This window comes from Catenulispora sp. GAS73, from assembly GCF_041262085.1.
GTDB lineage: Bacteria > Actinomycetota > Actinomycetes > Streptomycetales > Catenulisporaceae > Catenulispora.
The window spans coordinates 392288-405795 of record NZ_JBGCCM010000006.1; the positions used below are offsets into that span (position 1 = coordinate 392288).

Annotated in this window: 12 protein-coding genes; 11 read left to right on the forward strand and 1 reads right to left on the reverse strand. The window is 70.2% G+C overall.

Translation table 11 applies throughout. From position 1 onward, the window contains the following. The first annotated feature begins 16 nt into the window (after nt 1-16). From ABH935_RS12180 to ald, 8 genes are all read left to right on the forward strand, one after another. Nucleotides 17-1204 carry an ABC transporter substrate-binding protein gene (locus ABH935_RS12180; RefSeq protein ID WP_370377940.1) on the forward strand — a complete coding sequence of 396 codons (1188 nt, stop codon included), beginning with the start codon at nt 17-19 and terminating at the stop codon, nt 1202-1204. Then, nucleotides 1201-4638 (forward strand): ATP-binding protein, encoded by a 3438-nt coding sequence (locus ABH935_RS12185; protein ID WP_370377941.1) that lies wholly within the window; start codon nt 1201-1203, stop codon nt 4636-4638. Before ABH935_RS12180 ends, ABH935_RS12185 begins: the two co-directional genes overlap by 4 nt. A gap of 13 nt (nt 4639-4651) precedes the next feature. Then, on the forward strand, nt 4652-5149 hold the full coding sequence (locus ABH935_RS12190) for a roadblock/LC7 domain-containing protein (RefSeq protein WP_370377942.1): 498 nt from the start codon (nt 4652-4654) through the stop codon (nt 5147-5149). Further along, nucleotides 5146-5571, forward strand: a complete 426-nt coding sequence (locus ABH935_RS12195) for a DUF742 domain-containing protein (RefSeq protein ID WP_370377943.1) — start codon at nt 5146-5148, stop codon at nt 5569-5571. Before ABH935_RS12190 ends, ABH935_RS12195 begins: the two co-directional genes overlap by 4 nt. Further along, nucleotides 5564-6148, forward strand: a complete 585-nt coding sequence (locus ABH935_RS12200) for an ATP/GTP-binding protein (protein WP_370377944.1) — start codon at nt 5564-5566, stop codon at nt 6146-6148. Before ABH935_RS12195 ends, ABH935_RS12200 begins: the two co-directional genes overlap by 8 nt. Before the next feature lie 107 nt (nt 6149-6255). After that, a complete protein-coding gene (locus ABH935_RS12205; protein ID WP_370377945.1) occupies nt 6256-6825 on the forward strand; it encodes a hypothetical protein in 570 nt (189 codons plus the stop codon). Nucleotides 6826-7014: 189 nt separating this feature from the next. Further along, complete coding sequence (locus tag ABH935_RS12210) at nt 7015-8223, forward strand: RtcB family protein (protein ID WP_370377946.1); 1209 nt, start codon at nt 7015-7017, stop codon at nt 8221-8223. A 284-nt stretch (nt 8224-8507) separates the two neighbouring features. After that, nucleotides 8508-9623 carry an alanine dehydrogenase gene (gene ald, locus ABH935_RS12215; RefSeq protein ID WP_370377947.1) on the forward strand — a complete coding sequence of 372 codons (1116 nt, stop codon included), beginning with the start codon at nt 8508-8510 and terminating at the stop codon, nt 9621-9623. Between the two features lie 96 nt (nt 9624-9719). Here ald and ABH935_RS12220 read toward each other — a convergent pair whose 3' ends face one another. Next, nucleotides 9720-10418, reverse strand: coding sequence for a hypothetical protein (locus ABH935_RS12220; protein ID WP_370377948.1), 699 nt, complete (start codon nt 10416-10418; stop codon nt 9720-9722). A gap of 197 nt (nt 10419-10615) precedes the next feature. On the opposite strand from ABH935_RS12220, the gene xerD reads away from it, so the two are divergent. From xerD to ABH935_RS12235, 3 genes are all read left to right on the forward strand, one after another. After that, nucleotides 10616-11527, forward strand: a complete 912-nt coding sequence (gene xerD, locus ABH935_RS12225) for a site-specific tyrosine recombinase XerD (RefSeq protein ID WP_370377949.1) — start codon at nt 10616-10618, stop codon at nt 11525-11527. Between the two features lie 407 nt (nt 11528-11934). Beyond that, entirely contained in the window at nt 11935-12954 is a 1020-nt protein-coding gene (locus tag ABH935_RS12230; protein ID WP_370341861.1) for a ParA family protein, read from the forward strand. A 2-nt stretch (nt 12955-12956) separates the two neighbouring features. Next, nucleotides 12957-13508, forward strand: a complete 552-nt coding sequence (locus ABH935_RS12235; protein ID WP_370377950.1) for a hypothetical protein — start codon at nt 12957-12959, stop codon at nt 13506-13508.

Consider the following 13508-nt stretch of genomic DNA (forward strand, 5'->3'; position numbering starts at 1 on the left):
GGCGATAGTGCGGTCGGTGTCCCCTGGACGTCGATACGGGTCCATCACGGCGCGCCTGGCCGCGGTGGTCGCCGCCGTGGCGCTGGTCGCCGGCTGCTCGTCCGGGCCGGGATCCGGCACGGCCGGCGCCTTCGTGCCCCCGCCGGTGCCGATGGCCGAGCCCGGCGCGGTCTCCGAGGGCGACCTCTACATGGTGGTCTGGGACGGCTATGCCGAGCCCCAGTGGGTCCAGCCCTTCGAGCACCAGACCGGCTGCACCGTGCACGCCGAAACCGCCGGCAGCTCCGACGAGATGGTCGCCGACGTCAAGACCGGCCGCTACGATCTGGTCTCCGCCTCCGGTGACGCCAGCCTGCGGATGATAGCCAGCGGAGACGTGGCCCCGGTCGACGTCTCCAAGGTCCCCGACTACGCGCAGATCAACTCCACGCTGGAGAACAAGCGCTGGAACGCGGTGAACGGCGTGCCCTACGGCGTCCCGCAGGGCCGCGGCGCCAACGTCCTGATCTACAACAAGGACAAGGTGGCCGCGCCGACCTCGCTGGGCGCGGTGTTCAACCCCGACCCCTCGGCGGCCGGCCACCTGTCCGTCTACGATTCCCCGATCACCATCGCCGACGCCGCGCTGTACCTCATGCACAGCCAGCCGTCGCTGGGCATCAAGGACCCTTACTCGCTGCACCCGGCCCAGTTCCAGGCCGTCGTCGCCCTGCTGACCAAGCAGCGCGCCGCGGTCGGCGACTACTGGCCGAGCACCGCGGCCCAGCAGTCCGCCTTCGCCAAGGGCGCGGACAGCATCGGCATCGGCTGGCAGGTGGTGGTGAACGGCCTGCAGAAGTCCGGGCACGCCGACATCGCCACGGCCAAGCCGGTCGAGGGCAGCACCGGCTGGTCGGACACCTGGATGGTCACCTCCACGGCGAAGAACCTGAACTGCGCCTACAAGTGGCTGGCCTACATCACTTCCGCCCAGGTCAACGCCCAGGTCGCGGAGTACGTCGGCGAGGCCCCGGCGAACACCCAGGCGTGCACCAAGACCGCCGACCCCGGGTTCTGCGCGACCTACCACGCCGACGACCCGTCGTACTGGGCCGACGTCCACTACTGGGCCACGCCCACCGCGCACTGCCTGGACGGCACCGGCGACGACTGCGCGTCCTACCCGCAGTGGGTCGCGGCTTGGAACCGGATCAAACAGCAATGACCGCTCGGGGCAAGGGAGGCGGTGCGGACGTGACGCAGGGCTCGGGCGCCGATGTCGCCAACACCACGGCTACCACCGCGGCCACGGCCAAGCCGGTGGCGTTCCGCGGCCGGCTGCCGTTCCGCCGCCGCATGGACCTGCTGGTCGTGCTGCCCACCGTGGCCATGGCCGCGCTGATGACCCCGGTGGCGATCCACGAGGTCAACGTGGCCGGACAGTGGAACTCGGCGGCGGACTTCCTGTCCTCCTCCAAGTCCGTCAGCCAGCTGATCCAGGACCTGTCGCTGGAGCGCGACAAGGCGCAGGCGGCGATGAGTGCCGACCCGGACAAGGCCCGCGAGTACCAGGGCGCCATCGCCGCCACCGACGCCCAGGTCGACCAGGTCACCCGGGACTTCGGCCAGACCGCCACGCCGACGCTGAAAGCCGCGCTGGCCGCCGTGTCCGATCTGAGCTACGTGCGTGAGCTGCCGGCCAGCGAGGGCATGTCGCAGAACTATGTGCTGCAGGCGCACGTCCAGCAGCTCGTCGACACCGTGTACGGCGCCATCGACTCGCAGATGGTCTCGGCCCTGGACTTCGGCGGCCACGCCGCCGCCGGGGGACCGGCCGCCTCGCTGGAATCCGAGCTGTCCGCGCTGTACTCCGGCGACATGGCCGAGAGCCAGCGCGAGGCCTCGCTCACCGCGTTCGCCTCCGCCCCCACCGAGTACAACGCCGGCGAGCAGTACGCCACCGCGCTGCGCTGGGACCAGGTCGCGCAGGTGCAGTTCGGGCTGGTGCAGAAGTCCACGGCCGCTTCCGACCGCGACGCCATCGCCGCGCTGCTGGACTCCACGCAGGACCAGGTCTTCCGGAACTACCAGGGCAGGGCCGAGGCCCTCTACGGCCAGGCCTTCGACCCCATCCGCGGCGTCAACGGCAACACCCAGATCAACCTGCAGGACATCCAGACCCTGAGCGACCGCACCTCGCTGACCGCGGCCTTCGAGAGCGCGAGCAACCAGCGGGAGGCCGCCGAGGCCCAGATCACCGACCGCATCATCGGCGTGGCCCGGGACAACGCCCGGCAGGCCGAGGTCACCGTCGGCCTGCTGATCGGGGTCGGCGTGCTGGCCGCCGGGGCGCTGATGGTGCTCTCCGGGCTGATCCGGCGCTCGGTGGTGCGCCCCGTGGTGCAGCTGACCGAGGCCGCCACCCGCGTGGCCCGCGCCGCCGCGGCCGACCTGGAACGCGTCACCGACGAGGACCTCGGCGAGAAGGGCGAGCTGCCGGACTTCGAGGCCATCCCGGTGCCCACCGACGACGAGCTCGGCGACCTGGCGCTGGCGTTCAACAAGGTGCAGGAGACCGCGCTGCTGATGCTGGAGCGGCAGGTCACCATCCGGCGCAACACCGCGGAGATGTTCGGCAACGTCGGGCACCGGATCCACAACCTCACCGGGCGTCAGCTCTCGATCATCGACCAGGTGGAGCGTACTGAGACCGATCCGGTGCTGCTGGACCGGCTGTACCGCATCGACCACCTCGCGGTGCGTCTGCAGCGCGGTGCCGACAGCCTGATCCTGCTCTCCGGCGAGCGCGAGGCGAACATCTCCGGCTCGCCGATGCGCCTGACCGACGTGGTCCGCTCGGCCGTCGGCCGGGTCGAGGGGTACCAGCGCGTGGTGCTGATCGCCGAGGACGACGCCATGGTCGCGCCGTCCGCGGTCGGCGACATGACGCTGATGGTCGCCGAGCTGGTCGAGAACGCGGTGTCGTTCTCCCCGGCCAGCCAGCGGGTGGAGATCGCGGTCGGGCTGTCCGCGCGCGGGTTCGTGATCGAGATCGTGGACCGCGGCATGGGCATGTCCCCGGAGCAGATGGCGCAGGAGAACGCGCGCCTGGTGCGCCGCGAGCGCCTGGACCTGGCACCGACCCGGGTGCTGGGGCTGTTCGTGGTGGGTCGGCTGTCGGTGCGCACCGGCGCGGCCGTGGAGCTGTCGCCGACCACCGGCGGCGGGACGACGGCGCGGGTGTACGTGCCCGGATTCCTGCTGGCCGGGCCGGTCACGGAGTCGGCCGGGACGCGGGCCCCGCGCGGGGACGCCGCCGAGGCCGCCGCGACCGGGGTTCCGGCGGCGGCACCGGCGCCGGCCGCCAACGGGGTGCCGGCGCTGCCGTCCAGCCCGGCGCAGGCGCACGCTCAGGCCCTGGAGATGCGCGGGAGGCCGCCGCTGACGCCGGCGCAGCCGCTGCACGCGCCGCCGCCTTCCCGGCCGCGCGCGAATCCGGGCCCTGCGGCTGCGTTGCCGCCGGGGGCCGAGGGACTGCCGCGCCGGGTGCCGGGCGCGTCGCAGCCGGGGGAGGCTTTCAGTCTGCCGACGCCGACTTCGGAGTTCGACGCTTACGCCACTCCGGGGAGTGCTGCTGGTTCGCCGGCCGCTCCCACCGTGCCCTTCGGGCCCGCCGGATACGCCGCTGACCAGGCGGGGCCGTACACGGCGCCGTCGTATCAGCCTGCTCCCGTCGACCCGGCTGAGGCTGCCGCGGCCGCCGCGGCAGGTGCCGTCGGTTTTGTCGACGGTCAGCCCGGCCAGCCCTCGTTCCAACGCTTCGAGCGCCCGGCGAACCCCGCCGAGGGCCAGCCGACGAAGTCGCCCTCGTTCCAGCAGTTCGACCGGACCCCGAACGCCGCCGAAGGCCAGTTCGCACCGCCGGCGCCGGCGCCCGCAGCGCCGGCCTCGTATCAGCCGCTCCAGCCCCAGGCACCGGCGGGCAACCAGCCCCACGAGCCCCACCAGCCGCCGGCCGCCGGACCGGACGGCTCGTCGCTCCAGGCGTCCGGACTCGACGCGCTCGGCCGGCCCGGCGCGCCGGACGCCTCCGGAGCCCGGTACTCGCTCGGTCCGCTGGCCCCCGTGCCGCCCGAAGGCCTCGGCCGCCGGCGCGCGCTGGCCGGCGGCGAGACGCAGCACCTGCCGCACCAGCCCGTGCCCGAACCGCGCCGGGAGACCGGGATGCTGCCGGTGCGCCGGCCGCCCACGGTCCCGGCGCCGCCGGCGGCACCCGCTCCGGAAGCGCCTGGAATGGTTCCTCCCCACCAGCCGGCGCCGGAGCCGCCGCGGTTCGCCGCCGGCCCCGCTCCGGCCGCCCCGCCCGGCGCCGTCGCGCCGCCGAGCGCCACCACCCCGCAGCCCGCCGACGGGGCCCTGCCCCGCCGGGTCCGCAAGACGCCCTCGCATCCGGACTGGCCCACCAGCCAGATGCCGGTGGTGGGCGCCGACGGGCCGGCCCAGCCGCAGGACGCGCGGGCCGTGCGGGACGCTTTGGAGGACTTCGAAGCGGGAGTGGAACGAGCGAACCGCGACAGCGCCGACCAGATTCCGACCCGACGGCAGGCGGCCCGCCACGCGGGCCCGACCACGCCGGAGCGGGACGGGGAAGACCAATAGGAGGACGACACTCATGATCGGTTCTAACAGTGCCGCCCCGTGGGAGAGCGATGAACAGCGGCTCGCGGCCGACGCCGCGGACTTCACGTGGATGGTCGCCCGCTTCGCCACCGAGACCGCCGGCGTGGTCGACGCCATCGCGGTGTCGTCCGACGGGCTGTTGATCGCCGTCTCGCGCCCGCAGGACCCGGGGTCCTCCGAGCGGCTGGCCGCCGTGGTCTCCGGGATGACCTCGCTGGCCGCCGGCGCCGGCGGCAACTACGGCCTGGGCGCGCTGAACAAGGTCATCATCGACATGGAGGGCGGCTACCTGCTGATCACCAGGATCGGCAACGGAGCCGTGCTCGGCGCGGTCACCACGGCCGACGCCAAGCTGGCCAACGTGGCCTACGAGATGACGCTGTTCGCCAACCGCGTCGGCGCCGTCCTGAGCCCGGCGCTGATCATCGAGCTGAAGAACACCGTCGGCATGGGCGTCCCCGCGCGCAGACCGGGCGGTGGGCAGGGGTGACCGAGGCAGGCGGGGCGGGCCCCGCCGGGCAGCAGCAGAGCGACACCGCCGAGCCGGTCTCGGCGGTGCGCCCGTTCCTGCTCACCGAAGGACGCGTGGTCGCCGAGGAACAGTCGCTGCCGATGGAGACCCAGCTGGTCGCCACCCCCGAGGCGCTGGCCCAGCTGGAGGAGCCGCACCTGGCCTTCGAACGCCGCGCCATCATCGAGACCTGCCGCGTCCCGGTCTCCCTGGCCGAACTGGCCGCCCGGCTGCGCCTGCACCTGAACGTGGTCCGCGTCCTGGTAGGCGACCTGCACACACGACAGCTGCTCACCGTGCACGTCCCCCGCGCGGCCGGCAGCTCGGATCTGGACATCTTGAGAAGGGTGATCGATGGCCTCCGCGCAATCCACACGTCAGGCGGACCCGGCCATGACTGAAGCCGGCACCACGGCGACCGCGACCCGCCCCCCGCAGCCGGTGAAGATGGTGATCTCCGGCGGCTTCGGCGTCGGCAAGACCACCGCCATCGGCGCGGTGAGCGAGATCGAACCGCTGACCACCGAAGCCGCGATCACCGAGGTCGCGGCGGGCGTGGACGACACCACCATGACGCCGCGCAAGACCACCACCACGGTCGCCATGGACTTCGGCTGCCTGACCCTGGACCCCACGCTGAAGCTCTACATCTTCGGCACCCCGGGCCAGGACCGCTTCGGCTTCATGTGGAAGGACGTGACCGCCGGCGCCCTGGGCGCCCTGGTGGTCGTGGACTCCCGCCGACTGGACGAGTGCTTCCCCGCCGTGGACTACTTCGAGCGCGACGGAACCCCGTTCGCGATCGCGGTGAACGCCTTCGACGGCGTCCTGTCGCACTCGCTCCCCGCAGTGCGCTCGGCACTGGACGTCTCCCCGGAGGTCCCGGTCGTGGCTTTCGACGCGCGCAGTGCGGACTCGGTGCGGGAATCGCTGATCGTGGTTCTGGAGCATGCTTTGACGCGGGCTCGGGGGTATTAGGCGCCGGGGCGGTTCGGTCACTCGTTCGGGCGGAAAACCGGCCGTTATGCCCGGTTCGATAGTTTTTCCCCGAACGAGGGGATCGTGGTGCTATGTAGTGTCCGGATATGAGCTTCCGTTGGTACTACGTTGATGATTCCGGCTCACCTCAGAGTGGCTGGATCGTGTACGGGTTCGTCCAGGTCGCGGCTGAGGACTGGTCTGCGGCCCCTGATCACTGGCTCCGGGTTCGCAACTACTTGCTGAGCGCCTACGGCATCGACGCCTACACCGAGCTGCACGCTTATCGCTTCATCAACGGTCGGGGAAATCCCTCGAAAGACCCGGAGTGGAACCGTTGTAAAGCATTGCGACACCAGGTCGCGGTCGAGGTGCTTCAGGCCGTGGCACGGATGCCCGGCGTACGGGTCGGGGCCGTCGCCAGGCACACGGATGCGAGACGTGATGCGTACGCGCGCGAACAGCTGGACGTGTATCGCTGTTTCCTTGACAGCGTCACCGACTGGTTGCGCGCTACAGGCGAGTACGGCACCGTCGTCGTGGAGCGCGCAACGGTACCGGCTCGCGCTACAGAAGGCGCACCGGCAACCGAAACCTCGGCGCCAGATCGTCGACGACCCGGCACATCAGCAAGCTCATCTGAGCTACCTCGTACTCTGCTGGCCTTGTGTCCTTAGCGGCGCAGAATAAAGCCGGGGCAGTCTTTAGGATCCTTGGCTACCCCAGCGAGACAACTGTAGTCAGTACTCTCGAAACCACACAACTCGTATCCCACCCGCAAATCCCGTTGCCCCACCCCCACCACCCATGGCCTCATAGTCTTCGTCTTCCAACGAACACGAATGCGAAAGAGGCAGGGTAGAAGCATGTACACGACAGTTCCCGGATCGACCGAGCAGAGCTCGCCGATCCGGATGTGGGCCGACCCGGAGTCTGTCGAACCGCAGGCGCTGGAGCAGCTCCGAAACGTCGCGGCGCTGCCCTGGACGCATGGCGTGGCCGTGATGCCGGATGTGCACCTCGGGATCGGGGCGACGGTCGGGTCGGTCATCGCGATGAAGGGTGCTGTGTCGCCGGCTGCGGTGGGGGTCGACATCGGCTGTGGCATGTCCGCGGTCAAGACGACTCTCGTGGCCGATCAGCTGCCTGACAACCTCGGCAAGCTGCGGACGCGTATCGAGCAGGCGATTCCGGTCGGGCGGGGTGTGCACCACAAGGACGTGCGCCTCGAAGCCGTGCAGGAGCCCGGTGCCAAGAAGCCGCTGCGGGGGTGGCACGACTTCTGGGAGGGCTTCGACGAGCTTGAGCCCTCTGTCGCCCGAGGCAAGCGGGGCCGGGTTTCCGAGCAGATGGGGACGCTCGGCGGCGGCAACCACTTCCTCGAAGTGAACCTCGACGCGCAGGGCGCCGTCTGGCTCATGCTGCACTCCGGCTCTCGGGGCATCGGCAACCAGCTCGCCGCGCACCACATCGAGGTCGCGCGGACGCTTCCGCAGAACCAGGACCTCCCGGACCCGGACCTCGCGGTCTTCCTCGCGGACACCCCGCAGATGGCGGCCTACCGGCGCGATCTGTTCTGGGCGCAGGAGTACGCGCGGCGCAACCGGGCCGTGATGCTCTGGCTCTTCGCCGAAGTTATACGTAAGGAGTTCCCTAAGGTCGGCTTCGACAAGGCCATCTCCTGCCACCACAACTACGTGGCGGAGGAGACCTACGACGGTGTCGACGTCCTCGTCACCCGCAAGGGTGCGATCCGGGCCGGCGGCGGAGACCTGGGCATCATCCCGGGCTCCATGGGCACCGGCTCCTACATCGTCCGGGGGCTGGGGAACGACGCCGCGTACAACTCCGCCTCGCACGGGGCCGGCCGGCGCATGAGCCGGAACCAGGCGCGCAAGCAGTTCACCGTCGAGGACCTGAAGAAGCAGACCAAGGGCGTCGAGTGCCGGAAGGACCCCGGGGTCGTCGACGAGATCCCCGGCGCCTACAAGGACATCCGGTCGGTCATGGCGCGGCAGACCGATCTGGTGGAGATCGTCGCGGAGCTCAAGCAGGTGGTCTGCGTCAAGGGCTGACCACCCCAACCCGCCTGCCTTCCCGAGGCCGATGACCTCGGCAACCTTCGAACGGAAGGCAGGCGGCCCGTCACCCCGTACGATTTCCGGCTCTCAGCTTGACACGCTGTCACCGATCCAACCGGTCGCTCGGAGATACACTCGCCACATCGCCTTTGACGCGAGTCGGTCACTCGATCACATTCACCACGATATCGGGTGCATCTGGCATTTCTGTATCGAGCACCGTCGGAGCCGACAGCGAGGTCGGTTCCGTACCGAACCGAACGAAGGATCTGGTCGCCATGAAGGTCGGCGTTCCCCGCGAACTCAAGAACAACGAGTACCGCGTCGCGATCACCCCCTCCGGGGTCCACGAGCTGGTCCGCAACGGCCACGAGGTCTTCGTCGAGAAGGACGCCGGCGCCGGCTCGTCCCTGTCCGACGAGCAGTACGTCGCCGCCGGCGCGACCATCCTGCCCACCGCCGACGAGGTCTGGGCCACCGGCGACCTGATCCTGAAGGTCAAGGAGCCGATCGCGGCGGAGTACCACCGCATGCGCCGGGACCAGATCCTGTTCACCTACCTGCACCTGGCAGCCTCCCGCGAGTGCACCGACGCCCTGCTGGACTCCGGCATCACCGCCATCGCCTACGAGACCGTGCAACTGCCCGACGGCTCGCTGCCGCTGCTGGCCCCGATGTCCGAGGTGGCCGGCCGGATGGCGGCCCAGGTCGGCGCGGCCACCCTGCAGAAGGCCAACGGCGGCCGCGGCGTGCTGATGGGCGGCGTGCCCGGCGTGCAGGCCGCGAACGTGGTGGTCATCGGCGGCGGCGTCTCCGGCATCAACGCCGCGGTCATCGCCAAGGGCATGGGCGCCCAGGTGAAGCTGCTCGACAAGAGCATCGCCCGGCTGCGCCAGGTGGACGCCGACCAGTTCGGCTCGATCCAGACCCTGGCCTCCAACGCCTTCGAGATCGAGCAGGCCTGCCTGGAGGCCGACCTGGTCATCGGCGCCGTCCTGGTCCCCGGCGCCAAGGCGCCCAAGCTGGTCAGCAACGACCTGGTCTCGCGCATGAAGCCGGGCTCGGTGCTCGTCGACATCGCCATCGACCAGGGCGGCTGCTTCGAGGACTCGCACCCGACCACACACGCCGAGCCGACCTTCCAGGTCCACGACTCGGTCTTCTACTGCGTGGCCAACATGCCCGGCGCGGTCCCCTACACCTCCACCTACGCGCTGACCAACGTCACGCTGCCGTACGCGGTCGAGATCGCGAACCTGGGCTGGAAGGAAGCCTGCCAGCGCGACCACGCCCTGGCCCTGGGCCTGAACACGCACGCCGGCCAGCTGACCTACCCGCAGGTCGGCGAGGCGCACGGCCTGCCGTCGCTGAAGCTGGACGAGGTGCTGGCCTGACGGTCGGCGCGCTGACGCTGTAACTCTACAAACGGCGCCGAAAAGGGCCCTGGCAAGCGCCAGGGCCCTTATCAAGGTTGCCCGAGAGACCTTCGGTCACTGCTGGTTGTACGGCGGCTGCTGCTGACCCTGGTAGGGCTGCTGCCCCTGGTACGGCGGCTGCTGCTGCTGACCCTGCCCCTGGTACGGCTGCTGCCCCTGGTACGGCTGCTGGGCCTGGTAGGGCGGCTGTGCCTGGTACGGCGCCTGGTTCGGGTCGAACGTCGGGCCCGCCGGCCCGCCCTGGCCGCCCTGCCCGGACGGCCCGCCCTGGAACACCGCGGCCAGGTTCTTGATGTCGCCGCCCGCGCCGACGAAGCCGAGGTAGCCGAAGACTGCCATAGCCGCGGTGATGACGACGCTGACGTAGAGCGCCCAGCCGGCGCCCGCGCTGGCGGACCCGCCGAACGCGTCAGCACCGCTCGCCGACGGATAGGTCATCCACCGCAGGAGGATGATGACCGTCGCGACGATCGCGGTGGCGGTACCGACGGCCCACACGAACAGCTGCGACCACTTGAGCGTGTCAATGGCCCACAGCACCGTCACCACGCCGAGCGCCAGGATGAGCACGACCGGGAACCAGGCCCCGAACTGCGCGTGCCAGGCGGCGAGGTGCCCCGAGTAGGTATGCCCCTCGAAGCTGGACGACGCCGAATACCAAGGAAGGAAGCTCAAGATGAAGACCAGGAGTGCCCCGCCCACGAAGACCTGGCCGGTACGGCCGAGTCTGGTCTGGAGTTGCTTGAAGTCCATTTTGCCCGAAACCCCCACAAGAAATCAGTGCGTGACGAACGCACTTCCGACACAGTGCCGGAACGACTGTTTTACGCCATGGGACCCCCACAAGTAAGGTCCCGCCCCCAAAGCCACTGACAAACATCAGCTGAACGACACCCGACCTGTCAACCCATCAGAAACCTGATGGATCGCCCGCGGGGTACGGTGACCCCGTGTCCGACGAGCTTGAATACCGTGTCAAGGCCCATCTGGAGCACCTGTCGGTCGAGCGCGGCCTGAGCGCCAACACGCTCGCGGCCTATCGGAGAGACCTCGCACGGTACAGGGTTTTCTTGGACGCGCGCGGGCGTGCGAATCTCAGCGACGTCGACCGTTCGGACATCGGCGCGTTCCTCGCGAGCCTCCAGAACGGCGCCGCGGCGTCCGCGGCGCGCACGATGTCTGCCGTGCGCGGTCTGCACCGCTTTGCGCTGTCCGAAGGCTGGGTCGGTGTCGACGTCACCGACGACGTGGCGCCGCCGCAGGTGCCGCTGCGGCTTCCCAAGGCACTGCCGCTGGACGACATCGAGCGGCTGCTCGCGGCGACCGAGATCGACGAGCCCCTGGCGCTGCGCGACAGAGCCCTGCTGGAGTTCCTGTACAGCACCGGCGCGCGCGTCAGCGAGGCCGTGGCGCTGGACGTGGACGACGTCGACCGTGAGGACCGCACGGTCATCCTCGACGGCAAGGGCGGCAAGCAGCGCCTAGTCCCGGTCGGCTCCTACGCCTGCCGCGCTATCGACGACTACCTCGTCCGCCTGCGTCCCGAACTAGCGCGTAAAGCCAGATCAGGCACCGCCGGCGCGCTCTTCCTCAACGCGCGCGGCGGCCGGCTGACGCGTCAGGGCGCGTGGACGATCCTCGGCGCCGTGGCCGAGCGCGTGGGCCTGGCCGGCAAGGTCTCCCCGCACACTCTGCGGCACTCGTTCGCGACCCATCTGCTCGACGGGGGAGCGGACATCCGCACCGTGCAGGAGTTGTTGGGTCACAGTTCGGCCACGACCACTCAGATCTACACCCGGGTGACCGTCGACCGGCTCCGTGAGGTGTACGCCACCAGCCATCCCAGGGCCCTGAACGGCTGATCGCGGTACGCTGACCGTTCGGGAAGCGCGGTCCGCGGGGTGTTCGCGAGCGCTCGGATGTGTACTGTGACACACCCGTGACCAACCATCCTGATATGAGATGACAGATAGCGGCTGCGCATACCGGTTCGGGTGATTTATCTCCTGTTTTCCGCCAGGAACCGGGTTGAAACGACCCCTGTGTGTCTCATTGCCTTGCTGTAATGACACCGTGCCCATAGAGTCACTCCAGCGATGAGAGTGGGCAAGTCGGTAAGGAGGTAGAACGACTTGTGAATGAGTCGACATTTGCCGCCGGTCAGGTGGTAGCACCGACCTCCGCCGCCCAGGGCGGCTCCGCCGGCGCGATGGCGTCTCAGACGGGGATCACGCCTGCTCCTCGTAATCCACAGCGTTCCGAGGACATGATGAACACGACTGACAAGACCTCCGACGCCACTCGCGCCGGAGTGGAGTTCGACGACCCCTACGGCATCATCGAGGACGAACTCCGCTACCAGGACGGGTTCGACCCGGACGCGGAGATAGAGCCGGACCCCGATTACGCCGCCACGCTCGCGCCGGACCCGGCGACGCAGCGCCGCGAGCGGGTGGGGCCGACCGGCCGTCCGATGCCGCGGTTCCCGGTGCCCCGCCCCCCGGTCGAGCACGGCCCGGCGCGCATCATCGCGATGTGCAACCAGAAGGGCGGCGTCGGGAAGACCACGTCGACCATCAACCTGGGCGCCGCGCTGGCCGAGTACGGGCAGAAGGTGCTGCTGGTCGACTTCGACCCGCAGGGCGCGCTGTCGGTGGGCCTGGGTGTGAACCCGATGGAGCTGGACCGCACGGTCTACAACCTGCTGATGCACCGCGGGGTGAACGTCGAGGACGTGCTGCTCAAGACGGTGACGCCGGGCATGGACCTGCTGCCGTCGAACATCGACCTGTCGGCCGCCGAGGTGCAGCTGGTCACCGAGGTCGCCCGGGAGTCGGCGCTGGCGCGCACGCTCAAGCCGGTGATGCAGGACTACGACTTCATCATCATCGACTGCCAGCCCTCGCTGGGCCTGCTCACGGTCAACGCGCTGACGGCCGCGCACAGCGTGATCGTCCCGCTGGAGTGCGAGTTCTTCGCGCTGCGCGGTGTGGCGCTGCTGACCGAGACCATCGAGAAGGTCCGCGAGCGGCTGAACCCGGAGCTGGAGCTCGACGGCATCCTGGCCACCATGTACGACGCGCGCACCGTGCACGGCCGCGAGGTGCTGGCCCGCGTGGTCCAGGCCTTCGGCCCGCAGGTGTTCCACACCGTGATCGGCCGCACCGTCCGCTTCCCGGAGACCACCGTCGCCGGCGAGCCCATCACCTCGTACGCCTCGGCATCGGTCGGCGCCGCCGCCTACCGCCAGCTGGCGAGGGAGGTTCTGGTCCGGTGCCACGCCGGGTGAGGATGCCCGCGGCTGACGAGCTGTTCCGCACCACCGCCGGCAACGGCACCCTGGTGCGCGAGGGCCGAGAGGCCCGCGAGGACGAGAGCGCCGAGCGTCCGCCGGCCCGCGACCGGGGCGACCGCGGCGACCGGGGTCACACTCCGGTCGCGTCCGACGCGGCCGGGCCGAAGGCGCCGGGCAAGACGGTGCCCGCGCCGGCGGTCTCCGCCGAGGAGGCGGCGGCCGCGGTGCAGGCTTCGGCGACATCGGCGGCTGAGCCGGCGGTTCCGGCACCGGAAGTCGCCCCGCCGGCTCCGTCGGCTCAAACCCGCAAGGTCACGGCCCCGCGCCGGCCGAGCGGCCGCGAGCGCCATGACGAGAAGATCACCGTCTACGTGTCCCCGGACGAGCTCATCGGCCTGGAGCACGCGCGCATCATGCTGCGCGGCGAGTACGGCCTGGCGGTGGACCGCGGGCGCATCGTGCGCGAGGCCGTGGCCGCGCTGCTGGCCGACCTCGACGCGCGCGGGCGGGACAGCATCCTGGTCAAGCGGCTGTCCGCCGGCGGGTGA

Excerpts from the sequence above, each read along its gene's own strand:
- ABH935_RS12185 (WP_370377941.1), top strand. The coding sequence starts at position 1,201 with ATGACCGCTCGGGGCAAGGGAGGCGGTGCGGACGTGACGCAGGGCTCG.
- ABH935_RS12190 (WP_370377942.1), top strand. The coding sequence starts at position 4,652 with ATGATCGGTTCTAACAGTGCCGCCCCGTGGGAGAGCGATGAACAGCGG.
- ABH935_RS12200 (WP_370377944.1), top strand. The coding sequence starts at position 5,564 with ATGACTGAAGCCGGCACCACGGCGACCGCGACCCGCCCCCCGCAGCCG.
- ABH935_RS12205 (WP_370377945.1), top strand. The coding sequence starts at position 6,256 with ATGAGCTTCCGTTGGTACTACGTTGATGATTCCGGCTCACCTCAGAGT.
- ABH935_RS12210 (WP_370377946.1), top strand. The coding sequence starts at position 7,015 with ATGTACACGACAGTTCCCGGATCGACCGAGCAGAGCTCGCCGATCCGG.
- ald (WP_370377947.1), top strand. The coding sequence starts at position 8,508 with ATGAAGGTCGGCGTTCCCCGCGAACTCAAGAACAACGAGTACCGCGTC.
- ABH935_RS12220 (WP_370377948.1), bottom strand. The coding sequence starts at position 10,418 with ATGGACTTCAAGCAACTCCAGACCAGACTCGGCCGTACCGGCCAGGTC.
- ABH935_RS12230 (WP_370341861.1), top strand. The coding sequence starts at position 11,935 with ATGAACACGACTGACAAGACCTCCGACGCCACTCGCGCCGGAGTGGAG.
- ABH935_RS12235 (WP_370377950.1), top strand. The coding sequence starts at position 12,957 with ATGCCCGCGGCTGACGAGCTGTTCCGCACCACCGCCGGCAACGGCACC.